Annotated in this window: 22 protein-coding genes; 15 read left to right on the top strand and 7 right to left on the bottom strand. The window is 40.3% G+C overall.

Translation table 11 applies throughout. The features are described from left to right. The 9 genes from E0H87_RS13345 to rplS all read left to right on the top strand — a co-directional run bounded on the left by E0H87_RS13345 (position 1) and on the right by rplS (position 9,003). On the top strand, positions 1–906 hold the full coding sequence (locus E0H87_RS13345) for a PilW family protein (protein WP_131324040.1): 906 nt from the start codon (positions 1–3) through the stop codon (positions 904–906). Continuing rightward, the gene (locus E0H87_RS13340; RefSeq protein ID WP_131324039.1) at positions 903–1,703 is read left to right on the top strand and encodes a pilus assembly PilX N-terminal domain-containing protein; all 801 of its coding nucleotides are present in this window, start codon (positions 903–905) and stop codon (positions 1,701–1,703) included. Before E0H87_RS13345 ends, E0H87_RS13340 begins: the two co-directional genes overlap by 4 nt. A gap of 17 nt (positions 1,704–1,720) precedes the next feature. Beyond that, positions 1,721–5,734: a PilC/PilY family type IV pilus protein gene (locus E0H87_RS13335; protein WP_131324038.1), complete on the top strand. Its 4,014-nt coding sequence runs from the start codon at positions 1,721–1,723 to the stop codon at positions 5,732–5,734. Continuing rightward, positions 5,709–6,257, top strand: a complete 549-nt coding sequence (locus E0H87_RS13330; RefSeq protein WP_319922778.1) for a type IV pilin protein — start codon at positions 5,709–5,711, stop codon at positions 6,255–6,257. The genes E0H87_RS13335 and E0H87_RS13330 overlap by 26 nt, the downstream gene beginning before the upstream one ends. Beyond that, positions 6,251–6,685: a type IV pilin protein gene (locus E0H87_RS13325; RefSeq protein WP_131324037.1), complete on the top strand. Its 435-nt coding sequence runs from the start codon at positions 6,251–6,253 to the stop codon at positions 6,683–6,685. The genes E0H87_RS13330 and E0H87_RS13325 overlap by 7 nt, the downstream gene beginning before the upstream one ends. Positions 6,686–6,831: 146 nt before the next feature. Then, entirely contained in the window at positions 6,832–7,089 is a 258-nt protein-coding gene (gene rpsP, locus E0H87_RS13320) for a 30S ribosomal protein S16 (RefSeq protein WP_131324036.1), read from the top strand. Between the two features lie 25 nt (positions 7,090–7,114). Beyond that, complete coding sequence (gene rimM, locus E0H87_RS13315) at positions 7,115–7,663, top strand: ribosome maturation factor RimM (RefSeq protein WP_131324035.1); 549 nt, start codon at positions 7,115–7,117, stop codon at positions 7,661–7,663. A 43-nt stretch (positions 7,664–7,706) separates the two neighbouring features. Then, complete coding sequence (trmD, locus tag E0H87_RS13310) at positions 7,707–8,441, top strand: tRNA (guanosine(37)-N1)-methyltransferase TrmD (protein ID WP_131324034.1); 735 nt, start codon at positions 7,707–7,709, stop codon at positions 8,439–8,441. Between the two features lie 187 nt (positions 8,442–8,628). Continuing rightward, a complete protein-coding gene (rplS, locus tag E0H87_RS13305; RefSeq protein ID WP_016168675.1) occupies positions 8,629–9,003 on the top strand; it encodes a 50S ribosomal protein L19 in 375 nt (124 codons plus the stop codon). Between the two features lie 57 nt (positions 9,004–9,060). Here the strand turns inward: rplS and E0H87_RS13300 are convergent, their stop codons facing one another. The 3 genes from E0H87_RS13300 to E0H87_RS13290 form a co-directional block, all read right to left on the bottom strand. Beyond that, positions 9,061–10,032, bottom strand: a complete 972-nt coding sequence (locus E0H87_RS13300) for a lipase family alpha/beta hydrolase (protein ID WP_131324033.1) — start codon at positions 10,030–10,032, stop codon at positions 9,061–9,063. A gap of 164 nt (positions 10,033–10,196) precedes the next feature. Then, entirely contained in the window at positions 10,197–11,180 is a 984-nt protein-coding gene (locus E0H87_RS13295; protein WP_131324032.1) for an esterase/lipase family protein, read from the bottom strand. A gap of 33 nt (positions 11,181–11,213) precedes the next feature. Continuing rightward, positions 11,214–12,251 (bottom strand): lipase secretion chaperone, encoded by a 1,038-nt coding sequence (locus E0H87_RS13290; protein WP_131324031.1) that lies wholly within the window; start codon positions 12,249–12,251, stop codon positions 11,214–11,216. A gap of 153 nt (positions 12,252–12,404) precedes the next feature. On the opposite strand from E0H87_RS13290, the gene truB reads away from it, so the two are divergent. Together truB and E0H87_RS13280 are read left to right on the top strand one after the other, a co-directional pair. Further along, positions 12,405–13,310, top strand: coding sequence for a tRNA pseudouridine(55) synthase TruB (truB, locus tag E0H87_RS13285; RefSeq protein ID WP_131324030.1), 906 nt, complete (start codon positions 12,405–12,407; stop codon positions 13,308–13,310). A gap of 13 nt (positions 13,311–13,323) precedes the next feature. Further along, positions 13,324–14,094, top strand: a complete 771-nt coding sequence (locus tag E0H87_RS13280; protein WP_131324029.1) for a sulfite exporter TauE/SafE family protein — start codon at positions 13,324–13,326, stop codon at positions 14,092–14,094. Between the two features lie 75 nt (positions 14,095–14,169). Here the strand turns inward: E0H87_RS13280 and E0H87_RS13275 are convergent, their stop codons facing one another. The 4 genes from E0H87_RS13275 to serA all read right to left on the bottom strand — a co-directional run bounded on the left by E0H87_RS13275 (position 14,170) and on the right by serA (position 18,825). Continuing rightward, on the bottom strand, positions 14,170–15,255 hold the full coding sequence (locus E0H87_RS13275; RefSeq protein ID WP_131324028.1) for a glycosyltransferase: 1,086 nt from the start codon (positions 15,253–15,255) through the stop codon (positions 14,170–14,172). Positions 15,256–15,437: 182 nt separating this feature from the next. Then, entirely contained in the window at positions 15,438–16,328 is an 891-nt protein-coding gene (locus E0H87_RS13270; RefSeq protein ID WP_131324027.1) for an EamA family transporter, read from the bottom strand. A gap of 69 nt (positions 16,329–16,397) precedes the next feature. Beyond that, positions 16,398–17,303: an EamA family transporter gene (locus E0H87_RS13265; protein ID WP_131324026.1), complete on the bottom strand. Its 906-nt coding sequence runs from the start codon at positions 17,301–17,303 to the stop codon at positions 16,398–16,400. A gap of 289 nt (positions 17,304–17,592) precedes the next feature. Beyond that, positions 17,593–18,825, bottom strand: coding sequence for a phosphoglycerate dehydrogenase (gene serA / locus E0H87_RS13260; protein ID WP_131324025.1), 1,233 nt, complete (start codon positions 18,823–18,825; stop codon positions 17,593–17,595). Positions 18,826–19,180: 355 nt separating this feature from the next. Here serA and E0H87_RS13255 point away from each other — a divergent pair, with 355 nt between their 5' ends. The 4 genes from E0H87_RS13255 to E0H87_RS13240 all read left to right on the top strand — a co-directional run bounded on the left by E0H87_RS13255 (position 19,181) and on the right by E0H87_RS13240 (position 24,227). Beyond that, on the top strand, positions 19,181–20,590 hold the full coding sequence (locus tag E0H87_RS13255; RefSeq protein ID WP_131324024.1) for an FAD-binding oxidoreductase: 1,410 nt from the start codon (positions 19,181–19,183) through the stop codon (positions 20,588–20,590). Positions 20,591–20,769: 179 nt separating this feature from the next. Then, on the top strand, positions 20,770–21,141 hold the full coding sequence (locus tag E0H87_RS13250) for a hypothetical protein (RefSeq protein WP_131324023.1): 372 nt from the start codon (positions 20,770–20,772) through the stop codon (positions 21,139–21,141). An 87-nt stretch (positions 21,142–21,228) separates the two neighbouring features. Then, positions 21,229–22,701 (top strand): AbiH family protein, encoded by a 1,473-nt coding sequence (locus tag E0H87_RS13245; protein ID WP_131324022.1) that lies wholly within the window; start codon positions 21,229–21,231, stop codon positions 22,699–22,701. Positions 22,702–22,997: 296 nt separating this feature from the next. Then, positions 22,998–24,227 (top strand): MFS transporter, encoded by a 1,230-nt coding sequence (locus E0H87_RS13240; protein WP_131324021.1) that lies wholly within the window; start codon positions 22,998–23,000, stop codon positions 24,225–24,227. Positions 24,228–24,263 lie beyond the last annotated feature (36 nt).

Genomic DNA, 24,263 nt, shown 5'->3' with positions numbered 1-24,263 from the left:
ATGAAAAATAAAGATCTAGGTTTTACACTAATTGAATTAATAGTTGCTTTGGCATTGGGATTGATTATTACGGCTGCAGCAATGCAACTTTTCATGGGTGGTTTGATTACTACAAGGTTGCAAGAGGCAGGTGCAGAGCTTCAGGATAGTGGAATTTTTGGTCTTGAATATATGGCATCAGAAATTAGGCTAGCAAATTATGGAAATATTAGCCATCCAGAGTTAAATGATCAAACTACTTTAGGGGGGATCGTGTTGACTTCAGGTACTGCTGGAACAACCAATTTACCGCTTGATGATTTACAAAATGCTATTACGGCAGTTGGCGGGGTTTCAAATGTTGATATTAAAAGTGATCAATTAACAATTCTGTTTATCGCGCCTAATCGCATGTTTAATTGTGAGGGTAAAGAAGTACAAGCAGGTGAGTATGTTATTCAAAGATATTTTCTTAGAAAAGACACGAGTGCCTCTAATAGCACGGACTATGGTTTAGCGTGTGATGCAAATAAACCACCAGCAAATTCAATTGCTGCAATTACCGAGTTTGGGGGATCAAACGCGGGCGAAATAATTATGCCACGCGTAGATCTTGTAAGATTTTATTTGGGTACCCAAAGTGAAAATAAAACACAAGCTGCTTATTATACAATTGACGAGTATTTAACTACAGCAAAAAATGCCAGAGCTGCAAGTAAAAAAGCACCTCGTATTGTTTCAGTAAAAATCTCTGTGTTGGTACGTTCAAAAGATCAAACAAAGAGCGACTTATTAAAGCCTTCTAGTGAAGGTACAGAGCAATTTGCTGAAGGTACAGTTACATTGACTGATAAAACTAGTACGTATATGCGCCGTGAATATACAACAACAGTTGCATTAAGAAATGCTATGGGAGAGCCATTATGATGTACATGCGTTCTTCTCAACGTGGTTCAACCTTCATCATAGTCATGTTTATATTAATTTTGATTACTATTGTCGGCGTATTAGCAATTAGAACATCTATGACGACTTTGAATATTGCGACCAATACTCAGGTTGGACAATTTCTAAGCCAGACTGCAGATACACCTTTGAATCAGGTCTATAACTCTGACTTATCAAAAATGGTGGACTTAAGTGGTGTAGTAGGTTTTGCATTACAGGATAGCAAGTTAGAACCAGGTAAAGAATATATATTTTGTTATAGACCTACGTCATCGCAAAAATTTGGTGGATCTATTGGGGTGGCTGTTATTCGACCACCAGCGGATAAAGATAGCAAGGCGACTGTTGCACAAGGTGGCTCTACGGGATTTTGTAATTTAAAAACAGATTTTGGTAGTAATCGAGAAGCGGTTGTTACGCAGGTAGCAGTAAAAATTCCGACAGACCCTTTAAGTGATTTAGAAGCTGGTGTTTTATTAAGTGAAGGTACTAATTTAAGTGAAGGTACAATTTTACCTAAAAATATTGTTGAGCAACAGCGCATTCGGGTAACAACTACAGCAATTTTCCCATCTTTTGCGAAGGACATGGATGCAGCACAAGCCTGCATAGGTAAAGATGCGACACAACCTGGTTATATTAGTGATAATTCTGACACTTCAACTAAAGGTTTTAGAACAATTGCTGATTGTTTAGTTAGCTTAGGTATACCAGTAAATAGTCAGACACAAGAGTTTAACTTGCAAACCTTGTTTGAACAAACAGAAAATCCTTGATTGGGTGAGGAGTAAAAATGAAAGAATATAAACAAAAAACCTCACATTTAATGAAAGGCGAGGGACAGCCTAAGCAGAAAATGGTACTCACAGCCCTTTCTGCGGTGATGTCTTTACTTGTTATTAGTTCAGTTGCCCAAGCGACAGATTTGCAAATTTACGCAAAGCCTGAAGCTGGGAAGAAAACAATTGTTTTGATGCTAGATACCTCAGGATCTATGGCGGAATATGATAATGATTCTTGTATCTATTATGATTATTATAATAGAGCTTATTATTATGGTACGGGTACTGAATCTGCTACTACAGCGGTTCCATACGAAAGAAGTTATTGTAAAAATAGTAGTGGGGTAAAAGTTGCTTATTCTCGTCTGACACGACTTAAAGATGGTATGTTTGCCTTACTTGATAATACTACTGATCCAAATTTACCGAGTGCATCTATAGGGCTGGGACATTTTTCAGTTAATGGTGATGGGCGATCTGCAAAAATTTTGGTTCCTGCTGCAACATTAGGAAAAAAAGGCTCTACGCAACGTGAAGCTTTGAAAACTGCGATTAAAAATTTAACAGCAAGTGGGGGGACTCCTTCAGCACATGCTTATGCAGAAGCTGCAGCTTATATGTTAGGTACTTCTACATTATCCCCAGTTGAAATATTTAAGCTTATCTATAAAAAGGTGACGACCAGTAGCCAAGTAGTCGATTATTACTATTGTGACCGAACGAATAGACCGTATTTAAACTCTGCCACAGGGGTTTGTTATGAAAATGCAAACTTCACGGGACGTACACGTGACGCTGTTGCTGTCTATAAGACGGTTTATGCCGACAATTTTTATCAATGTAAATCATGGGCTAGCACTGATTTCAATAATCAGGTCCAGTACTGTAATGGGATGACTGGGACTAGTACGAGTTATTGGAATAATTTAGGAACTATGCCTCCGAGTGATTTAGCAAATTATACTGCGGCAACTTATGATAGTTCTACAATTGGATATTACTCTAAAGAAAATCAACTATATTCAAATGCTGATAGTGGTTTTTCATCTTCGGTAAGTAGTTCTAAAACAGCTGATGGAACGTCATATAGTTCTCCTCTGCCGACCAAAAAAGTGAGTTGTGATGGAAATGGGATTTACTTCTTGTCAGATGGTGAAGCCAATAGTTCCAGCACAAGTCGTGCGCAGACTTTAATGCGTACTGCATTAAATGATAATAGTTTTGAATGCCCAACAGATGGATTAAAGAATTTAGTTACGGGAACAGATCGATCGGGGAATGCAAATGATTGGTCTGCTTGGCATTGTATGGGGGAGTTGGCTAAACGATTATATTCAGGTAATAATCCGCAAAAAGCCGAAATTCGTACTGCATTTGTAGGTTTTGGTAGTGATTTTAGCGGCTTAAGTGCTCCACATGTGCAGCAAGCGTGTCAATTAAGTTCGCGTACGCAGGATAGGCGTAAAGGGGATGATGCTTGTTCTCCAACTCAAGCAACTCCATATCGATTAACCAAACCTGGTTATGGCAATGGTTTGTACTATGAAGCGAGTAGTTCAGCTCAAGTACAGGCAAGTGTACTTGAGTTTTTAAGAACTTTTGATGATCCTTTGGATCCGCTACCTACAGGTGCAATTTCTGTGCCTGTAGATGCTTTAAATCCGAATGGTTATCAGCCTTATGGCTATCTTCGTACATTTGCACCTAACCCTAGATCAAATACCATGGTTTGGGCGGGAAATCTAAAAAAATATAATATCGGAAATATGGGGGCACTTACCGACCTTAAGAATTCTCTTATTTATAATGATAAGGGAGATTTTACTACGACAACCTATGATTTGTGGAACTCAACCAGTGTGGCTGATGGTAAGGTCATTGACCAGGGTGGTGCATATTGGAACTTACCAATGCCAACAGCAGCCGTTGCTGCGGTTGCTGAAACAGTAGTGGATGGGAAGACAATCCGAGCTATTCCTGCCATTTTGGCTGCACCGAATGCATTACGTAACCTATTTACCGATGTGAGTAGTGTAAGTTCAGGAGTTCTTCAATCATCAAGTAGTGGTTCTTTATTGGAAATTCCGAGCAAGACTTCTTCCTCTGTGACCAATGGGGCTTATGTTTTAGATAGTTTTGCAAAACAAGACATCTTAAAAGACTTTCCGAATGATTTGAAAGTGAAGCTGGTTAACTATTTGGGATATGACTTACCTCTTTCAACAACTACAACTTTACCAACAATTCTTGCAGTCCCATCTAAGCCATTTATTACAATGGGGGGAAGTATTCATTCCATTCCAGTACAATTGACATATGAAGGGGTTCTAGATTCAAATGGTGATTTAACCTCAACGCGTAAACAGTCCGTTTTATATGGAAGTATGGAAGGTGGATTGCATGTATTAAATGCAGCGACTGGTGTTGAGCAGATGGTATTTGTTCCATCTGAGATATTAAAAGATGCAAATGCTTCTAAGGCGCTGCGAGGGATTGATCAAGCTGGTGATCTTTCGTATGGCGTTGGTGGGGCTTGGGTTGCTGATGCTGCTTATAACTTTAGACAAGGATCGTCTGACGATAAATTATATGTAACTGCTAATCAGATGAATGTTTATGGTGGTATGCGTATGGGGGGTAAAAGCTATTATGGATTGGATTTGTTGAATCCTACGTCCCCGAAATTGTTGTTTAGAGTTGGAGCTGATCAGACTAGTTTTAGTCGTATGGGGCAATCTTGGTCGAAACCAGTTTTAACGAACATTCGCTATAATGGAGTAATTAAGCGCGTCATGATTGTTGGTGGCGGATATGACATGTGTTATGAAAATCCGCAATTTAAATTAGGGGCAACCAATTCAAATACAGATTATCCAAATACTGCCTGTGATGGAAAAACTCAAGCTGATGGTAATGCTGTGTACATTATTGATGCAAAAACGGGTAAACGGTTATGGTGGGCAAGTAATACTGGTGCCGATAGTAATGATTCTAATATGGTGCATAGTATTGTAAGTCGTATTTCTACATTGGACCGTGATGGAGATGGATTGGTTGATCATTTATATTTCGGTGATTTAGGTGGGCAAGTCTTTAGAGCAGATCTAAATAATCTTGCTGGTACATCTGCTTCTGGTTTTGGTAAACGCGTTGTGCGTTTGGTGAATTTAGGGACTACGTCAACTGGTAGTTCAATTACAAATGGTAATCAGCCGCGATTCTACCAACCACCAACTTTAACCAAGCACAGTAATGGTGGTAGCTCATTTATTTTGGTGGGGATTGCCTCAGGTGATAGAAGTACCCCTTTAGATGTCAGTCCAGATAAAGGACGTGAAGGGATGTTGCCAGCAGCAATTTTAACTGGTCGTTTAACGAATAAAGTTTATGGAATTATTGACCGTGATTTTATTAAGAATAATTTAATCACTGGAGCTCCAACTTTAAAAACTAAAGACTTAACCTTGGCGAATCTCCAAGTGAATCCACAAACACAATCTGGAGATATTACCAGCCTCTTTTCTGCTTCAGGCAAACAGGGTTGGTATCGCTCACTATCCAGTAATTATAGCGGTGTGGAAGTGACGGGACGTACAGCTGGTGGTATTAAGGCATTTGAAGAAGAGCCAATTGCATTAAAAAATAATCTTTTTATTCCTGTTTACGATCCTGAAGGGACTGGTGTAGAGCCGTTAGACTCTTGTTCGACTCGAATTATTGGTGAGTCGAATCGTCAGCAGTATTGTTTACCATTCGGGGTTTGTTTAAATGCAGATGGTTCAAAAAACTTAGATCAAGAACAAAAGACAGGATTAATTATTACAAATGGGAAAAATCAAAATGTGATCGGTTCTGGTATACGAGGTATAACCCTTGGTCCAGATACGGGTGGTTCTGGTACTGAAACCAAGAATAGCTGTGGTAGTTTGACTCTTATAGGTAATATTCAAGGATCAGGCAAATGGAAATGTAGTCGTATACTTAACCCGGTACGTTGGTATGAAAAATATGTTTCTTCAAATTAATTTGTATAAGGATACTCTTGCCATAAAATATGGCAAGAGTGGGTCTAATGCACGCAGTGGCTTCACATTAATTGAATTAATGATTGTTGTTGTAATAATTGCAATCATTGCTGCTATAGCTTTGCCTGCTTATACAGAATATACACGTAAGGCAGTTGCTGCAAAAGCTGAGCAAGAAATACAAAAAATTGCTGAACAATTAGAGCGTTATAAGTCGAGAAATTTTACCTATAAGCGTTTTGATCCGGGATATATTTATGGGGTCTCCACTTTAAATGAGGTGGTACTTCCGAATGGAGCGACAGGTACAGATATCAAATATAAAATTACGATTTATGATTTAGACACAGGTAAGGCTCTTACTTCCGCGGATACTGATAATCGTGGACTTGGTTGGGCAATTAAAGCTGAGAGCTCTGATGTAAAGAACTATAATTATCTAATGACGAGCAAGGGATTAAGATGTAAAACAAAGTCAAGTATTTCATCTTATACAGCGTGTTCTGGAGATGAAACATGGTAACTAAATACTTTAGAGCAGGCTTCACACTAATCGAAGTATTGATTGTTGTAGCAATTCTTGGAATATTGGCGGCAATAGCCTATCCCTCATATACACAATATGTGATTAAAACAAATCGAGTTGATGTCCAGACTGAAATGCTGGTTATTGCACGGAATCTAACAAATTATAAAGTTGCTAAAGGATCATTTAAGGATGCACAACTAAGTAGTGGTGGTTTGAAGGAAAATTATCCTAGTTCAGGAACTGCGAAATATGAAGTCATATTAAGCATTTCGAATGATAATTTAACATGGTCACTTTCGGCTAATCCAGTTTCCGGAACAATTCAGAATGGGAACGGTTCCGTTATGTTAAATAGTCAAGGACAGAAATGCTGGGTGAAAGGTTCAACCTGTACGCTTTCAGCAACAACAAGCTGGGATTAATCATAAAATTCAAAACTGTGGATAAATCATTTTTTGATCTTTCCCTATTGCAGAATTTAGCGTAGAATATTGCCCTCTATGAAAGGGGTTTGAAGTGTATCGATGGTCGGTACAGGGATAATCCGTAAAAACTATAAGGTTGTATCATGGTAGTTATTCGTCTTGCACGCGGTGGTGCTAAAAAACGTCCGTTTTATCAAATCATTGTGACTGATAGTCGTAATGCACGTGACGGTCGTTTCATCGAACGTATCGGTTTCTTCAACCCTACAGCTCAAGGTAAAGCAGAAAAACTTCGTTTAGATGCTGACCGTTTTGCTCACTGGGTAGCACAAGGTGCTCAACCTTCTGATCGTGTTGCTTCTTTAGCTGCTCAAGCTAAGAAAGCTGCAACTGCTGCATAATTTTAGATTAAGTAGTAGGTAGCCCATGACACCAACACAGAATGTTCCCGAAGATCGTATTCAGATTGGACAGTTACGTTCAGCATATGGATTAAATGGGTGGCTCTGGGTCTATTCCAATACAGAACCTATGAGCAACATATTTGACTACCTGCCTTGGTACATTGAGACCAAAGCAGGTTGGCAAACGATTGATGTAAAACGTTGGAAACCACATGGCAAAGGCTTGGTTGTTTCGCTGAAAGGTGTGAGTGATCGCACAGCAGCAGATAATTTAGTCGGTGCAAATGTTTGGATTTCAAAATCGCAACTGCCCCAAGCGGGCGTGGACGAGTATTATTGGTCGGATTTAAAAGGCTTAACAGTGTTAGGTCTGAATGATGAAGAACAAGAAGTGAATCTCGGTCAAATCCACGAACTGTTTGAAACAGGCGCTAATGATGTGATGGTGGTTCGCGCAACTGCTGAAAGCATCGATAGTGAAGAGCGTATGATTCCATGGCATAAAGATGTGGTGCAACGCGTTGATCTAGAAGCTGGTCGTATCTACGTAAATTGGGGCGTAGATTATTAATCCTGTTTAGGATTCACACAGCAGGAAAATAGAGGAGTCTGCGGTGTTTTTTGCAGTCATTACGCTTTTTCCTGAAATGTTTGAAGCGATTACAGCCTACGGTATTAGCGGGCGCGCAGCAAAGCGTGAGATTGTACAAGTCCATTGTATTAATCCACGTGAATTTGCTGAAGGCAACTACAAACGAGTGGATGAACGTCCCTTTGGTGGTGGTCCAGGTATGGTGATGATGGCGGAGCCTTTGGCAAAAGCCATTCAACGTGCCAAACAGCTTGCAGAGCAAGCGGGAGCCGTTCATGTTCCTGTGGTGTATATGTCACCACAAGGAAAAACCTTAAATGAACCAGCGGTACAGCAGTTTGTCAATTATGATGGATTGATTGTGTTGTGTGGGCGTTATGAAGGGGTAGATGAGCGTTTAATCCAAAAATATGTTGATCAGGAATGGTCAATCGGGGATTACGTTTTATCAGGTGGAGAGCTTCCTGCGATGGTGTTGTTGGACAGTATTATTCGACGTTTGCCGAATACCATGTCTGATGAGCAATCGGCTGTGCAAGATTCTTTTGTGGATGGTCTGTTAGATTGTCCACAATATACCAAGCCAGACCATTTTGAAGGTTTGGATGTACCCGATATATTAAAGTCGGGACATCATGCAAACATTGAAAAATGGCGGTTTTTGCAGCGTTATCAACGGACTCTTGAACGCCGACCTGAGTTGGTAGAAAAGGTTGAGTTGAGCAAGCAGCAAAAAAAATGGCTCAAAGATTTATAAGGGAGATAACTTTAGGTTATTTTCCGAATCCAATACTTGAACGGTTGTGTTGAAGTGTTGTTTATTAGGCTCTTTGTGTCTTGAAGCGGTCAAGCATAAAGGGAAAGTCAATCGGGTCTATGCGTTTTAGCCTCTATACCCAGTGGATATCAGACCTCTTCTGACCCACACATATTGGAGATACCCCATGAGCGGTAAGCATCCTTTAGTACAAGCTGTTGAAAATGCACAGCTTAAACAAGACATCCCAGCTTTTGCACCAGGTGATACTGTTATCGTTCAGGTAAAAGTAAAAGAAGGTGATCGTGAGCGTCTTCAAGCATTTGAAGGTGTTGTAATTGCGAAGAAAAACCGTGGTTTGAACTCTGCGTTCACAGTACGTAAAATTTCTAGCGGTGTTGGTGTTGAGCGTGTATTCCAAACTCACTCTCCAATCGTTGCTAAAATCGAAGTGAAACGTCGTGGTGACGTTCGTCGTGCTAAACTTTACTACCTACGTGAATTGTCTGGTAAAGCTGCACGTATTCGTGAAAAGTTACCAGCTCGTAAAACTGTTGCTTAATCAGTTTTATTTGAGTGAAAAAAATGCGCCGTTTGGCGCATTTTTTTTGATTAAATTTTAGAGACCTTGAAGTTTTAAACGGTTGGCATGTTGGCGATAAACATCGACTGGATCTGGTGAGAATACTGAGCGTAAAGCAAAGAATTGATTAATCACATCTAAATGGTTCCAGTTGTAATTGTCTCGAATGGTCTTGCCATATTTTGCGCTACAACGTGAAACCAAGCCATCATTGTCATTCGGGGCTTGCATCAGTAAACCTGTTGCTGCCAATAGTGAATCAGGATCAAGGATATTGGTTAAAGTCGAATTGCCTGAGAATGAATAGAAGTAAATTCCATTTTCTGTTGCAGCACCTTCACCACAGGCTGTCTTCGGCATGCCTAAAGCATACTTTTGACTAAATGATTTAGATCCGCCCTGACTTAAGCTTTTTCCTGCAGCAAGGGCATCATGCGGGAGGGAGTTAGGATCCTGCTGTTGTGCCCATACAATTGCTTTAGAGCCAAAGTTAATCAGGCTGACCAAAGGCTGTTCGAGTGGTGTACCTTGAGCAGAAATAATCAAATCCGCCACAGGTGAGCCTTTTAAAGGGCTTGATATTGCAGTTGAAGAGGCGACTTTAGAGGGGGCAACATTTGAAACATAAGCAATACTATGCCCGCCGTGGCTATGCCCCAGTAAATTGACTTTTTTTGCACCTGTAATTGCTAAAATTTCATCGACTTGTTGTAGCAGTTGTTCGCCGCGTACTTCCGAGCTATTAAAAGGTGAAACACGTGTTGCCCATGCATTGGCACCATTGCGTGCTAAATCAGGCAAAATTTGATACCAATAATCCACACCCAGTTCATCTGTGCCCGCACGAATCCATCCACCCATACCATGTGCAAAGACCAATGGATATTTGGTTTTTGCATAGTTTGAGGCGACGTATTTAGCTTGAATTTGCGATGCACTGGCTTGAGTTTGGGTGGTGCTTAGCACACAGGTTGATAGCAGTCCCGCTATCAAGAGTCCATATTTCATTGATCTTCCTCTATTTTAATTTTTCTATCGACAAAAAGAATTGTCAAAATGAGTATAAAGTTGGGCTGAAGATTAGGCGGATAAATCCGATCAAATTAAATACAATTTGTAACTTTATAATTCTAAAACCCCCGCTGAGTCATATGCTGAGCGAGGGAGCTGTATTAAAGACCTTGCAGTTTTAAGCGGTTGGCATGTTGACGATAAACATCGACTGGATCTGGGCTGAACAGTCCTCTTAATCCTAAGACTTGATTGACTTCATCTAAGTGATTCCAATCATAATTATCACGAATGACTTTGCCGAAATGGGTGCTGCAACGTGTCACCAATCCATCATTGTCGGTACTGAGATATGAGATTGGCGCCAGTAGCGAAATAGCACTGTCTGCAACATCAATGACGTTGGTCACTTGAGAGGTTCCTGTCCAAGAATAATAGTAAATCCCATTATTGGAGCTGGCTCCACTTTTACTACAGTCGGATGCTAAGGCAGTGGTTGGGTATTTTTGATTGAAGACTTGAGAGCCTTTTTCACTGATCGAGGTCAAAGAGGCTTTAAGATCACTCTGTAGCGATGGGTTCCCCTCGGCAAAGGTAATAAGTGGTCCAATAATATAATCCGTGGCGATGCTCAAGAGCTGTGAACCTGTTTGGCTTGACAGTAAATCATCTGCGACTTTGGAGCCTCTAAATGTTGCACCTACCCCAGTTAGGGACGCAACATATTGGGGTTTGACTGCCTCGACGTAGCGAATAGTCGGACCTCCATGACTATGTCCAATTAAATTGACTTTGGATTTACCTGTAATCGCCATCACTTCTTCGACTTGTTGTAACAGTTGTTCGCCACGAACCTCGGTTGATTCTAAAGGTGAGATTTGCGCCGCAAAGGTGGTGGCACCATTACGCGCCAGATCGGGCAGAATTTGATACCAATAATCCAAGCCGAATTCAGCGACGCCAACGCGACTAAAGCCAAACATTCCATGAGTGAACAATAATGGATATTTGGTTTTGGCATAGGTACTTTGAGCTGTGTTAGTCACGCTTAGGACACCAGCAGATACAGTTTGAGTGCCAAGCCCGATACATACGGCTAATCCGAGCAGTGAAAGACTATGTGCTATATTTTTCGTTTTATACATATTTTCATCCTGAAAAAAGTGTGTGATGCAGCATTATTCCGCGAACGGGAGCTTTCCTCCTGAGTCATGTGTAGTTTCAAAGGTTCCAAGTCGAAGTTGTTCTTGTGGATTTTTAAATTGTTGTTGGCGTAATTGAGCAATGGCTTGTTGCTGCGCGGATTCACTCATCTGACTCTTTAGAATCTGGTCACGCTGCGTTAAATAGTCATTCACACGTGACTTCCATTGACCTCGATCTTGGTCCAGTTGTTCCAGTCTAGAAGTCGCGTCTGCACCGACTAAATTCATGCGCATTTGGCGGAGGTCTTCAGCAGAACCACCGCGGGCTTTAATATCGCTGGTCAGTTTGCGTAAATCTTCCAATTTAGACAATTGTTCCAGATTTTCACGCCAGTCCTCAGGCAACTGGGCAAATAGCTCTTTCAGTTTTTGTGCTTTTTGTGCTTCAGTTAAGTTCTTATCTGCCATGATCGACATACGGTTTAAGGTATATTCATGGTAGGTATTTTCTGCGCCAAATAATCCCTCAATTTCTGGCAGGGAAAAAAATTGTGTGCGCAAGTCTTTCATCAGCGCAAAAACTTTTCGGTAGTACTCAGGATCTTGTTTGTCTAAGTTGGGTTCTTTTAGGTTACCTAACTGAATACGGTAATCAATATAGCGATTCCATAAATCAATAATTTGGCTTAACGCAGGTTCTTTGTAGCCTTTTTGCATGTAGCGCGTGAAGTCTTGCTTAATTTGATCAATTTGTTTTTCACCATATTGGGTAATGAAATATTCAAAGCAATTTCGCGTTTGTTCATTCACGATTAAATGCTGACTTTGATCTAAACTGAGCTGACAATTGATTTCAGTGTCTTGCTGGCTTGCACTCACAAAAGTTGGTGCTGTGCCATGCGATAGCGTTTTATTTCCTGCAAGGGCTGAGGTCGAATTCGACTGTGCCTCTGCGAGTGAAGAGGCTGTAGTGTTGGAGCCAGTGGTTGCACTGGGCGCAAGCCACACCAAAAAGCCCAGTAGAATAACCAGTACAATGGCGAGTATCAGCCATAATTTCTTTTTTTGCATATCCTATGCCTAATATCCATTTTTAATTTTTATTTGGTTCATTCGCTGAACTTGTTTTATTGTGCAATGCGAACGCAAATAAACAACAGAAAAGTTGTAAAACTAGATGAGCGGTTGTTAGTATTGCGGCAGTTGAAATACGTGTTCTGAGTTATGAAATCATCTGCTGCAAAAATCCAGCGCCGTGCGGTTCATGGGGTATTTTTGTTAAATAAACCCTTGGGTATTAGTTCAAATGCGGCATTACAAAAAGTACGCTGGTTATTGAGGGCAGAGAAAGCAGGGCATACAGGTGCTTTAGATCCGCTGGCATCAGGTCTATTACCGATTTGCTTTGGCGAAGCCACGAAGTTTTCTCATTTCTTATTGGATTCCACCAAACGTTATCAAACCACGATACAGCTTGGTCACAGCACAACGACGGGTGATGTGGAAGGTGAGATACTGCACGAACAAGCGGTGCCAGTATTGACTGAAGTTAAAATTCAGCAGGTATTGAATCAGTTTGTTGGAGAAATTCAGCAAATTCCTCCAATGTATTCTGCACTCAAAAAGCAGGGTCGCCCGCTATACGAATTGGCACGTAAAGGGATTGAAGTGGAACGTGAAGCACGTCCTATAACCATTGAAGCCATTCAGTTGCTTTCATTTACCGAAAGCAGTATTACCTTAGATGTGACCTGTTCTAAAGGCACTTATATTCGTGTATTGGGGGAAGACATTGCCAAAGCTTTAGGGACGCGAGGGCATTTGACTTATTTGCATCGCATTCAAACTGGGCATTTTGAGCTGATTCCAAGTTATACCATTGACTATTTAGAAGGGCTAACTGAACAGGAGCGCGAAGCACTGTTGTTACCTGTGTATGCACCTGTTCAGCATTTTACTCAAATTCAAGTCCCAGAAGGTCGAGCAGAATATTTTAGTCGTGGCATGGAAAGCAATATTGAGCATGCTGCCGAAGCACAAGTGCTCGTGTTTGATGGTGAAAAGTGCTTAGGTTTGGCCGAAATTAATGATCGAAAGCGTTTAATTCCTAAACGTGTTTTGAATCTGTAGGAGGCTTAATACCATGGAACTTGATCTGATTCTGAGCTTGGTCTTCTTTGCTTTTTGTGCTGGGGCCATTGATGCAGCAGTAGGTGGGGGTGGCTTAATTCAAATCCCGGCCATTATGGGAGCAATGCCACAGTTAGCACCTGCTACAGTTTTTGGCACCAATAAACTTTCTTCTATTTTTGGTACGGCATCTGCGGCATTTTCATTTATGCGTCGCGTATCATTGTCGTGGAAGTTGTTGTTGGTGATTGGGATCGGTGCTTTTATTAGTTCTTACGTGGGAGCCGCCTGTGTTTCCATGATTCCCACCCAAGTACTGAAACCCTTTGTCCTGTGTATGTTGATTATTATCGCAATTTACACATTCATGAAGAAACAATTTGGTCAGGTCCATTTTCAACAGGAAATCACCACTAAAATACTGGTACTTGCAGCAGTCGGCAGTGTGTTGATTGGTTTTTATGATGGGATTTTTGGACCAGGAACGGGCAGTTTCTTTATTTTCTATTTTATTCGCTACTTAAAAGTCGATTTTCTTCATGCTTCGGCGCTCTCCAAAATTGCCAATTTTATGACCAATTTTGCTGCACTGAGTTTTTTTGTGCCCGCAGGTCATGTGTTATTTGGCATTGGCTTAACTATGGCTGTTGCCAATATAGCAGGCTCTTTGGTTGGGGTTAAACTGGCTTTAAAATATGGCAGTGGTTTTATTCGCATCATCTTTTTAATATTAGTATCTATTTTAATTGTCCGTTTAAGTTATCAGATTTTCTTCGCAGCCTGATGGTTCAGCTGATGCAATTTTGCATCAGCTGCTTAAATCCAATTTCTAAGTGACCCTTGCTTCGGCAAGGTTTTTTCATTTATAGACATGTAGATTGGTAATAAGTCGTGCTTCTTCGGAGGCAGGGTATTTTTGTTCCATCAATAATTTGAGGATGGCATGTTTACCTTTTTCTTTATAGTCAGGGCAATAGGATGCAGCAACGCTCAGTTCATCGAGTGCTCGCCATGCATAGACACTGTCATCGAGAAATAAAATGTCACTGGGTCGTTTGATTTGGCAGGCTTGTAAGGCAAATTGGCATGCACTTTCAAATTGTTTTTGTTCACGATAATAGCGTGCCAGTTCATAGAGTGGTTCCGCACGTTGTGGGCGGCTGACCCAAGCTTGCAAATAAGCGCTACGAATTTCTTCTGTAGGTTTCTTTAATATTTCTATAAATTTTGCTGCTCTAAACTGCGACATCCAGCGTTCTTCTTCCCAACCACCTGCATTGGCACGTCGTTGATAGGCTTCTAATGCCTGCTGAGGCATGTGCGCATCTTGATAACTTTGGGCGAGATAAAATTGATAACGCAAATTTTCTGGTTCATCCAGAATACCCTGCTTTAAAACCTCAATATCTTTGAGATAGGTTTGCGGGTCATGTCCGCGGGCGCTGTCATGTTGTACAAAAATGCGCGGACCGTCTAGAGATGTCCATTGATGCGGAGAGGTAGAATCAAGATATTCATGTAATACGCCTTTCCACACCCAAGGAAGTTTGGTCGAGATCATGGCATTGCGTTGATAACGTAAATGATCATAGATGCATTCAAAATAATACGCGCTACCCGATAATGTGCCCCATTGAAATTCGGGTTTGACCAAGAGGCTTTCATCGGCATCAATAAACATCAGGTAATCGGCATGTGGAAGGGAGGAATCCTGTGCCAATTGTAAAGCTTCAGTACGATTGAAACCAAAATTGTGCCAAGGGCGTTCAAATAGCTTGCCAGGCAAATCCTGCATAAAGTCTTGAATTAGTTTTTGTGTGCCATCGGTTGAACCCGTATCGACAATCACCCAAGAATGAATCCACGGTTTGACCGATTTTAAGCATCGTAAAATCACAGCAGATTCGTTTTTAACAATCATATTGAGGCGAATATGTGGTTGCATTGTTGTTCTTATGTTCCCTTCAATCCTTTTGATTATAGTAGTTTTTCAGCACATTGAATTCAAGGGTCTTCCCGTAAGCGTTATTTTAGTTGAGGGTACTTGGCTGGATGGGATTTTGTCGTTTAAAGAACAGTTGTAGATTTTAAAATTCAGCAACTGTTCTTGATATGTTAAATTTGGATTTAAGAGGTCGATGCTTCTATATCAGATTCAGGTGCAGTGCGACTGGCACGATAGGTGACACCAACCGAAGCGGTCATAATGCAGATCAGGGCCAAAGTTTGCCAGAGGGTGATATGTTCTTTTAACAGCAGCATACCTGCAATTGCTGCTAAAGCAGGAGATAAGCTGGACAGTGTGCCATAGCTGAGTTTGCTCAGGCGTTTGAGTGCCATTAAATCCAGTGCATACGGAATTGCAGTGGCTAAAAGGGCAATGATTAAAGCTTGTGGCCAGTATTGAAATTGCAGCATCGCTTCAGGATTACGCACGCTGTTAATCGGCAATAAAACCAGGGTTGATAGTACGATAGCGATACTCAGTGCATGCATTCCCATATTCTGGCGTGCAACTCTTTGACCAAAATAAATATAAAATGCCCAACAAATACCTGCACCTAATGCACATGCTGCACCGATATAAGAGAAATTGTGAGCCTGTGCATCTTGCCAAGGCACCATCAGGGCAATCCCCGCAATTGCGAGTCCGACCCAAATATAGTCACCTTTGTGTTTAATCGAGAGTAGCGCCAAGGTCAGAGGTCCTAAAAACTCTAATCCAACAGCAATGCCTTGTGGTAACTTGCCTAAAGAAGCATAGAACAAAACATTCATGACGCAGACAGCAGCACTGTAAAACAGTAAATCACGCCATTTTAAATAAGGCAGGCGTTGTATGATTTTCCATGAACGGAACATCAATACCACCAAAATAGAGGCAAAACTGAGACGTAAGGTCACCACAGTAAACGGGTCTAATGCTTGCATGAGCTGCTTGGCAAACGAAGCACTGACTTGATAGGACAACATGGATAACACCATGAAAAATACGGCACTCAGTTGGCTGTTGCGCATATCGCTTTTTCTCTACATCTGGGCGGTGGGTCTGGTATGAATTGATTGAGATAATCGGTGCAGCCCATCTCAATCAATTGGGCTTGAAGATGCTAAATGGGTTTCTTTAGCACGTTTGGCTTGTTGAGTCGTATAGGTACAGCCTATCGAGGCTATAATAATAGTGCTTAGGGCTAACCACTGTGTCCAAAGCAATTGCTCATTCAAGAACACAAAGCCAGAAAGTGCTGCAATTGCGGGTTCAAGACTCATTAAGGTCCCAAAACTCAAGGCAGTCAAATTACGTAAGGCAATCATTTCCAAGGTAAAGGGTAAAGCACTTGCCAGAATGGCCAAACCGATAAAATAAAATAAATTGGGTGGCTGGAAAACATTGCTGGTCATCCCTGAAAATAAGGCGACGGGCAGTAAGCACAGCATGCCGACAAACATGCCCAAACACACCGTATGATTGCCTGAAATACCCGAAGGACGTTGACCTGCAATAATATACACGGCCCAACATGCCCCTGCGCCAATTGCAAAGGCAATGCCTGTTAAATCGAGCGATTGTGTGGCTTGATCGAAAGGAAACAGCAAGACTAAGCCTAAAATTGCCATGCTGACCCAAAGTAAGTCGTATTTTTGCCGTGCATAGTACAAGGCGACGCTCAAGGGACCAATAAATTCAAATGAAACTGCAATGCCCAAAGGAAGCCGTTCAATCGATAAATAAAACAGTCCGTTCATGCCTGCCAGTGCAATGCCATAACTTAAAATAGAAGACCAACGAACACTTTTAAAATTAATTTTCCAGATCTGGAAAATAATCGCCAGAATGAGCGAACCTAGCAGCATACGCATGGCAGAAACGGTAAGAACTGGAAATTGCTGAAACAGAATTTTGGCCAATGAACCGCTACTTTGCACACAGAGCATGGCAATAAAGAGCAGGAAAACCGCTTGTAAATATGAGGGTGTTTTAAAGTTCAACATGAGTTAGGACATTTTGTTTTATATCAGATGGTCAATTTGTGTATTTTTTTCAATCATAACACTGTGCTGGTGAAATAGCTTGTCAGGGATGAACTAAATTAGTGCAATAGATGTAGAACAAAGCAAGAGCATGTTGGTTAGAATACTGAATTGAAACAAAACCGATCTATTTCCCATCGGCAATAGATCGGTTTTGCGCTGTGAAATGCTTTTTATTGATCCCATTAAGCGGAGGATGGATCAATAAAAAACCACAGACACAAGTCTGTGGTTTTTCACATCAAATAACTTAGAACAATACGCGAACGCGGATTGTACCTTCAACGTCTTGTAATGTATCAAGTGCTTCTTGAGATGCAGTAGCATCAACATCCATCACTAAATAACCAACATCACCTTTGGTCATTAAAGACTGACCAGAGATGTTGATGCCGTGTTCAGCAAACAAGTTGTTGATTTTTGAAAGTACGCCAGGCACATTCTTATGAATGTGAAGTAAACGGTGTTTACCTTCAGTTAATGGCAACGCAATTTCTGGGAAGTTCACCGCAGATAAAGTCATGCCTTTATCTGAATAAGAAACGAATTTCTCAGCCACTTCCAAACCAATGTTCGCTTGCGCTTCCATAGTCGAACCACCCACATGTGGGGTTAAAATCACGTTTGGAATGTTGCGTAGTGGAGAAACAAATTCTTCACCATTGGCTTTAGGTTCTTTCGGGAATACGTCAACCGCAGCACCCGCAACATGACCTGATTTTAAGGCATCTGCTAAGTCTTCGATGAGGACACATGTACCACGTGCAGCATTGATGAAGATTGAACCTTCTTTCATTTGTGCAAATTGGTCTTTACCGAAGAAGTTACGTGTAGATGGAACATCTGGAACATGTAAAGAAACCACATCAGCATTGGCAAGAAGTTCAGCCATAGTGCCGACTTGACGTGCGTTACCTAAAGGTAATTTAGTCACTGCATCAAAATAGATGACTTTCATACCCATGCTTTCAGCTAAAACTGAAAGTTGAGAACCGATTGAACCGTAACCGACAATCCCTAAAGTTTTACCACGTGTTTCAAACGAACCTACAGCCGATTTGTTCCAACCACCCGCATGTGTATCTGTTGATTTTTCAGGTACACGACGAAGAAGAAGAATCGCTTCTGCAAGTACAAGTTCAGCTACTGAACGTGTATTTGAATATGGTGCGTTAAATACTGGAATACCACGAACCATCGCGGCATTTAAGTTCACTTGGTTAGTCCCGATACAGAAACAGCCTACAGCAATTAATTTATTTGCTGCTTCAAACACTTCTTCAGTGAGTTGTGTACGGGAACGAATACCAATGAAATGGGCATCTTTGATCGCTTCTTTCAACGCTTCACCCTCAAGCGCAGTTTTACGATAATCGATGTTGGTGTATCCAGCAGCATTTAAAGTGTCGACAGCGTTTTGGTGAACGCCTTCTAACAACAAGAAACGAATTTTATCTTTAGGCAGGGAAAGATGTTGGCTCATTACGGCTCCGCTACAAAGGCCAAATTTGGTCGCGGTATCATAACATAGGACTTAGGTCGATATACATTTCCTTTATGACCCTGCGATCAGGTATTTTGATGAAATATACGTCACAACTTGTCGTAATTGGTCTAACTAAGCCTGTAATTTACAAGGTAACCTTGTTAAAACGCGATTTTCTGCGGGTTTTGACGAAAAATGGCATATAATAATGCTCCGTGAAAAAATACGGTGCAGATGGACTGTCCGTTACTTCACGTGCTGTCTAGTTATTGTTCCTTTGTTACGCAGTTTCAGCTGAATAATGCATTAGATTCGACACCACTTGTTTACTTCATTGCAAGGTCTGAAAACGATGAATGCTCCAGTCGCTTTAACCCCAGAGTTGTTGACCCAATTGACCGAAATTGTTGGCGAAAACCGTATTAAAACGGATACCGATAGCCTGCAAAATTGGGGTCGGGATTATACCAAACACTTTGATCCGAACCCATCTGTGATCGTTTTCCCTGCAACGACTGAGCAAGTTCAAGCCATTGTTAAGCTTGCGAACCAATACAATGTTGCGATAACCCCATCGGGTGGTCGTACAGGTTTATCTGCGGGTGCAGTGGCAGCCAATGGTGAAATCGTGGTGAGCATGGACAAAATGAACCAGATTCTGGAATTTTTCCCTGCTGACCGTATGGTGCGCGTACAAGCGGGTGTGGTCACTGAACAATTACAGCGTTATGCCCAAGAACAAGGCATGTACTACCCAGTAGATTTTGCTTCTGCAGGTTCTTCACAAATTGGCGGCAATATTGGCACCAATGCGGGCGGGATCAAAGTTATTAAATACGGCATGACCCGTAACTGGGTGTTGGGTTTAACCGTGGTGACGGGTAAAGGCGACATTTTACGTTTAAACAAAGGCATGATTAAAAATGCCACGGGTTATGCACTACAGCATTTGTTCATTGGCGGTGAAGGGACTTTAGGTTTAGTCACTGAAGCTGAAATTAAATTAGAGCGTCAACCACAAGACCTTCAAGTGATGGTGTTGGGTGTACCTGATTTTAATGCGGTGATGCCTGTACTACATGCCTTCCAAGCTAAAATTGACTTAACTGCATTTGAATTCTTTGGTGAATTGGCAATGCAGAAAGTACTGGATCATGGTCATGTGCAACGCCCATTTGAAACAGAATGCCCATTCTACGTGCTACTTGAATTTGAAGCGCCGTTTGAGCCAATTATGGACAAGGCGATGGAAATTTTTGAGCATTGCATGGAACAAGGTTGGGTACTGGATGGTGTGTTAAGCCAAAGCCTAGAGCAAGTAGAAAGCTTATGGCGTTTACGTGAAGACATTTCAGAGTCGATTGCGCCATTTACTCCATACAAAAATGATATTTCAGTTTTGATTACGCACGTGCCTGCGTTTATTCAAGAAATTGACAGTATTGTGGCAGAAAACTATCCAGACTTTGAAATCTGTTGGTTTGGTCATATTGGTGACGGTAACTTGCACTTAAATATTTTAAAACCTGCTGATTTAAGCAAAGATGAATTCTTTGCCAAATGTCAGGTGGTGAATAAATACGTATTCGATACTGTGAAAAAATATGACGGTTCTATCTCTGCCGAGCACGGTGTGGGTATGACCAAAAAGCCATATTTGGAATATTCACGCAGTGCTGAAGAAATTGAATACATGAAAGCTTTGAAAAAAGTTTTCGATCCGAACGGGATTATGAACCCGGGTAAATTATTCGATTTATAAGTTCAAATCGAATGAAATGCGAAACACCGTAATGGCAACATTGCGGTGTTTTTTATAGCTTGAATAAAAGGGATACATCCCTCAATTAAGCAAAATAAACGCTACATTGTTGCCATAGTGTTATGCGGTTAAGCCATGCATCATAACGGGTATGTAATGATATCTATGGGGAATTTGTCATGTTACGTTTAGTTTCGGTTTCAGCTTTATGCTTAGGATTATTGGCAGGCTGTGCTACAACCAAAAATCTAGTCAATAAAGTCAGTAGTTCAGATACGCCGTTGGCAAAAGTATTAAAAGAGCGCCCAGATTTAGTCAAAGAATTATCTACTGTGGAAATTCGTCAATTTTTTAACAGTGTAGAAGCACCAACGGCTGCACAAGTGAAAGTGACGGAAACAGGTTTAATGGATGATTCAGTTCGTTCGATTCGGACCATTTATAGTTTTAAACATATGGATAATGACTGGAAGTTGATTGAAACTGAAAAATCGTACCAATGTATGCGTGGTAAAAATACTAAGAATTTCCAAACAGAGAAGTGTTCTTAATGTAGGAATAGGCTTGAAAGTTTGAGTATTTTGTCGCATAAAAAGCGTATCGAGTGATGCGCTTTTTTTATTTGAGACTTTATAAAAATGAATATTTTAATTGTGGGGAATGGCTTTGATTTATCCCATTATTTGCCGACTAAGTACGATCATTTTATGGATGTTATGGCGGCGATAGAAAAAAAGGATTTAGGAAAACCTATTCAAAACGTCCTTAATAATCCTGTTAATACTCTACCCGATTTAATTTTAAAGGTATTAGACATCAAACTTGCTACAGACGAAAAGACATACAAGATGAATTTTAATAGTCTGTTTCTTGAATGCAGAGATAAGAAATTTATTGATAAAACCAAAGAGATCTATGACATTTCATCTGTAGAGCTCTCAATAGAAAAAATTGTGAAATTTCAATATAAGTTAAAAAATAATTATTGGTATCAATACTTCAAAGATCATGTAAGAGAAGTAAAAACATGGATTGATTTTGAAACTAAGATTAATGATGCACTAAGAGTTGTAGCAAAATTTATTGTAAGTTTAGATAGTAAGTTAGATGAGTTTGGAAGTTTTTCTCATGAAATCAATTTCTATGGTGGAGGAGAGCCACGGCAAATATTTTTAACAAGAGAGCAATGTAACCTATTAGAAAAATTAAATATCCTAAATTCAGGCTATTTCATAGATCAAGATGACTATGATGAGAGGGGATACAGTTTTAGTGTGTCAATTGATATTGGCGATCCTGATCATGGAAGCTTACGATTTTATATCAATGATCAATATATTCAAAAATATTCAGGATACGTAAAATTAAATAATGATAATTTATTTAATTATTTACAAGAAATACTAGATGAATTTATTATTATTTTTAATTTATATCTTGACTTGATAGTTAGTCAATTATCCTCTACTGATACCTTTTCTATTGAGAGTGAAGATTGGATTTATCCTGATAAAATTTTCTCATTTAATTATACCAATACTTATCAACGTCTTCATAAATCTGTTGAAGTGGAATATTTACATGGTAGTTGTGGCCAAAATCAAAATATCGTTTTGGGTGTTTCTGATTTAGAAGATGAATCTTTAAAGAAAATAAAAGCCTATGGCTTTACCAAATATCAGCAGAAGCTTTTCAAGGATACAGATTATCTATTTTTAGATAAGTATAAAAATAAAGTAGCTTCAAATAAAAAAGAAATTGAAGACTTTAAAGTGGAATATAAGGGACGGCTGCAGCAAGCGATGAGTGGCTTGACCAGATTAGAAAATGAAAGTTTTTTGAATTTGAATTTTTATATTTGGGGGCACTCGCTAGATGTTTCGGATAAAGATTATATTATCGATCTGTTTAGTTTAAATGATGATATGGATCGTAATGTTCGAGTTACGGTTTACTATTTCAATAAGCCAGCAAAGTTTGCATTATTAAATAATTTATTAGCAATTTTAGGCAAAGATAAAATTGAACAATGGATGAAAAATAAGTGGCTGCAATTTAAAGAAAATCCAGAAATTAAATTTATAGAAGCTGAAAATCAACAAATTGCTTAATATAGATTTTGATCTTTTACTTAATGTAAAAAATTACAATTCCTAGCGCATAAACTGCTAAACTACACCCACTTGACCTAGTGGGTGTACTAGCTTGAGTTATAAAAATCTCACAACTGAAATTACTTAAACTGTCTTAGACACCTTGTGAATACGGTGTATTAAGCTGCTAAACCTTAGCACATTCAAAAAAACGTAATTTAAATAAATCTCTCAGTGCTGGTCATTGGGCTGACGTTTATCTCCCGAAAAATAGCGTAAGACCTCGACCAGACCATCATGATCTGTAGAAAATAATGCAAAAAGTTCAAACAACCACGTTGAACCGTGCCACGCTGATGTTTCCTTTAGCTTTGGTGCTGTTCGAATTTTCCGTCTATATCGGAAATGATTTAGTCCAACCTGCCATGCTAGCCATCACCAAAGAATTTGGGGTCAGCAGCAGTTGGGCACCATCATCCATGTCTTTTTATCTGTTGGGTGGCGCCTGTGTGGCATGGCTGTTGGGTCCATTATCAGATCGATTAGGGCGTAAAAAAGTACTGTTAACAGGCGTACTGTTTTTTAGCGTCTGTTGTTTACTGATTTTACTCACTCACAACATTGAGCAATTTCTGGCCCTACGCTTTTTACAAGGCATAGGATTAACCGTAATTTCAGCCGTGGGTTATGCTGCCATTCAGGAAACTTTTGAAGAGCGTGATGCCATTAAAGTCATGGCACTGATGGCCAATATTTCCTTACTTGCACCTTTGCTCGGTCCAGTTCTAGGGGCATTCCTGATTGACCATGTGTCATGGCATTGGGGCTTTATCGGGATTGCATTATTGGCCTTTCTCAGTTGGTTTGGCTTAAAAGCAAAAATGCCTGCAACCCAACCAACCGTAGTGAAACAGCCATTACGTTATATTTTTTCGGACTTTAAACGCGTCTATCAAAATAAACGTTTTCTTGGTTTAACTTTGGCCTTGCCTATGGTGAGTATGCCTTTGATGTTATGGATTGCACTTTCACCCGTGATGTTGGTCGAAGAGCTGGGACTGAGCAGTCTGCAATATGGTCTGGCACAATTCCCTGTATTGGGCGGGTTGATAGCGGGTAATTTGGTATTGATTAAAATCATTGATCGACTGGCTTTGGGCAAAACGGTGATGATGGGTTTACCGATTATGCTGTTAGGCACGCTACTAATTTTAGCGGGTATTTTTTGGCGCGATTATTTCTTGCTGTGTTTAATCATCGGTATGACCTTGATCAGCTTTGGTGAGGGGATTAGTTTTTCGGTGCTGTACCGTTTTGCTTTAATGTCTTCTGAGGTGTCGAAAGGTACTGTGGCTGCCGCCGTGTCGATGCTGTTGATGTTCAGTTTCTTTTTTATTATTGAAGGGGTGCGTATTCTGTATGAGCAGTACCACTTACTGGCCTATGGCTTGGCGTGTTTCACTTTAATTGCATTGTGGTTTAGTTTCCCACGACGCATGTTGCAACAAATCTTGTTGGAACGTAAAGCCAAAGGTGAGTTTTAATTTGCTTAAAACTTTTTGTTCAAACAGGCAAATATT

This window comes from Acinetobacter sp. ANC 4178, assembly GCF_004331175.1.
Classification (GTDB): domain Bacteria; phylum Pseudomonadota; class Gammaproteobacteria; order Pseudomonadales; family Moraxellaceae; genus Acinetobacter.
This window is presented reverse-complemented; position numbering and strand designations above follow the sequence as displayed.

What these genes read in the sequence shown, in the direction of transcription:
- rplS (WP_016168675.1), top strand. Translation starts at nt 8,629, where the DNA reads ATGAGCGGTAAGCATCCTTTAGTACAAGCTGTTGAAAATGCACAGCTT.
- E0H87_RS13255 (WP_131324024.1), top strand. Translation starts at nt 19,181, where the DNA reads ATGAATGCTCCAGTCGCTTTAACCCCAGAGTTGTTGACCCAATTGACC.
- E0H87_RS13325 (WP_131324037.1), top strand. Translation starts at nt 6,251, where the DNA reads ATGGTAACTAAATACTTTAGAGCAGGCTTCACACTAATCGAAGTATTG.
- rpsP (WP_131324036.1), top strand. Translation starts at nt 6,832, where the DNA reads ATGGTAGTTATTCGTCTTGCACGCGGTGGTGCTAAAAAACGTCCGTTT.
- E0H87_RS13290 (WP_131324031.1), bottom strand. Translation starts at nt 12,251, where the DNA reads ATGCAAAAAAAGAAATTATGGCTGATACTCGCCATTGTACTGGTTATT.
- E0H87_RS13265 (WP_131324026.1), bottom strand. Translation starts at nt 17,303, where the DNA reads ATGTTGAACTTTAAAACACCCTCATATTTACAAGCGGTTTTCCTGCTC.
- E0H87_RS13300 (WP_131324033.1), bottom strand. Translation starts at nt 10,032, where the DNA reads ATGAAATATGGACTCTTGATAGCGGGACTGCTATCAACCTGTGTGCTA.
- E0H87_RS13340 (WP_131324039.1), top strand. Translation starts at nt 903, where the DNA reads ATGATGTACATGCGTTCTTCTCAACGTGGTTCAACCTTCATCATAGTC.
- E0H87_RS13245 (WP_131324022.1), top strand. Translation starts at nt 21,229, where the DNA reads ATGAATATTTTAATTGTGGGGAATGGCTTTGATTTATCCCATTATTTG.
- truB (WP_131324030.1), top strand. Translation starts at nt 12,405, where the DNA reads ATGAAATCATCTGCTGCAAAAATCCAGCGCCGTGCGGTTCATGGGGTA.
- E0H87_RS13335 (WP_131324038.1), top strand. Translation starts at nt 1,721, where the DNA reads ATGAAAGAATATAAACAAAAAACCTCACATTTAATGAAAGGCGAGGGA.
- E0H87_RS13345 (WP_131324040.1), top strand. Translation starts at nt 1, where the DNA reads ATGAAAAATAAAGATCTAGGTTTTACACTAATTGAATTAATAGTTGCT.
- E0H87_RS13275 (WP_131324028.1), bottom strand. Translation starts at nt 15,255, where the DNA reads ATGCAACCACATATTCGCCTCAATATGATTGTTAAAAACGAATCTGCT.
- E0H87_RS13330 (WP_319922778.1), top strand. Translation starts at nt 5,709, where the DNA reads ATGAAAAATATGTTTCTTCAAATTAATTTGTATAAGGATACTCTTGCC.
- serA (WP_131324025.1), bottom strand. Translation starts at nt 18,825, where the DNA reads ATGAGCCAACATCTTTCCCTGCCTAAAGATAAAATTCGTTTCTTGTTG.
- rimM (WP_131324035.1), top strand. Translation starts at nt 7,115, where the DNA reads ATGACACCAACACAGAATGTTCCCGAAGATCGTATTCAGATTGGACAG.
- E0H87_RS13295 (WP_131324032.1), bottom strand. Translation starts at nt 11,180, where the DNA reads ATGTATAAAACGAAAAATATAGCACATAGTCTTTCACTGCTCGGATTA.
- E0H87_RS13240 (WP_131324021.1), top strand. Translation starts at nt 22,998, where the DNA reads ATGCAAAAAGTTCAAACAACCACGTTGAACCGTGCCACGCTGATGTTT.
- E0H87_RS13280 (WP_131324029.1), top strand. Translation starts at nt 13,324, where the DNA reads ATGGAACTTGATCTGATTCTGAGCTTGGTCTTCTTTGCTTTTTGTGCT.
- E0H87_RS13270 (WP_131324027.1), bottom strand. Translation starts at nt 16,328, where the DNA reads ATGCGCAACAGCCAACTGAGTGCCGTATTTTTCATGGTGTTATCCATG.
- E0H87_RS13250 (WP_131324023.1), top strand. Translation starts at nt 20,770, where the DNA reads ATGTTACGTTTAGTTTCGGTTTCAGCTTTATGCTTAGGATTATTGGCA.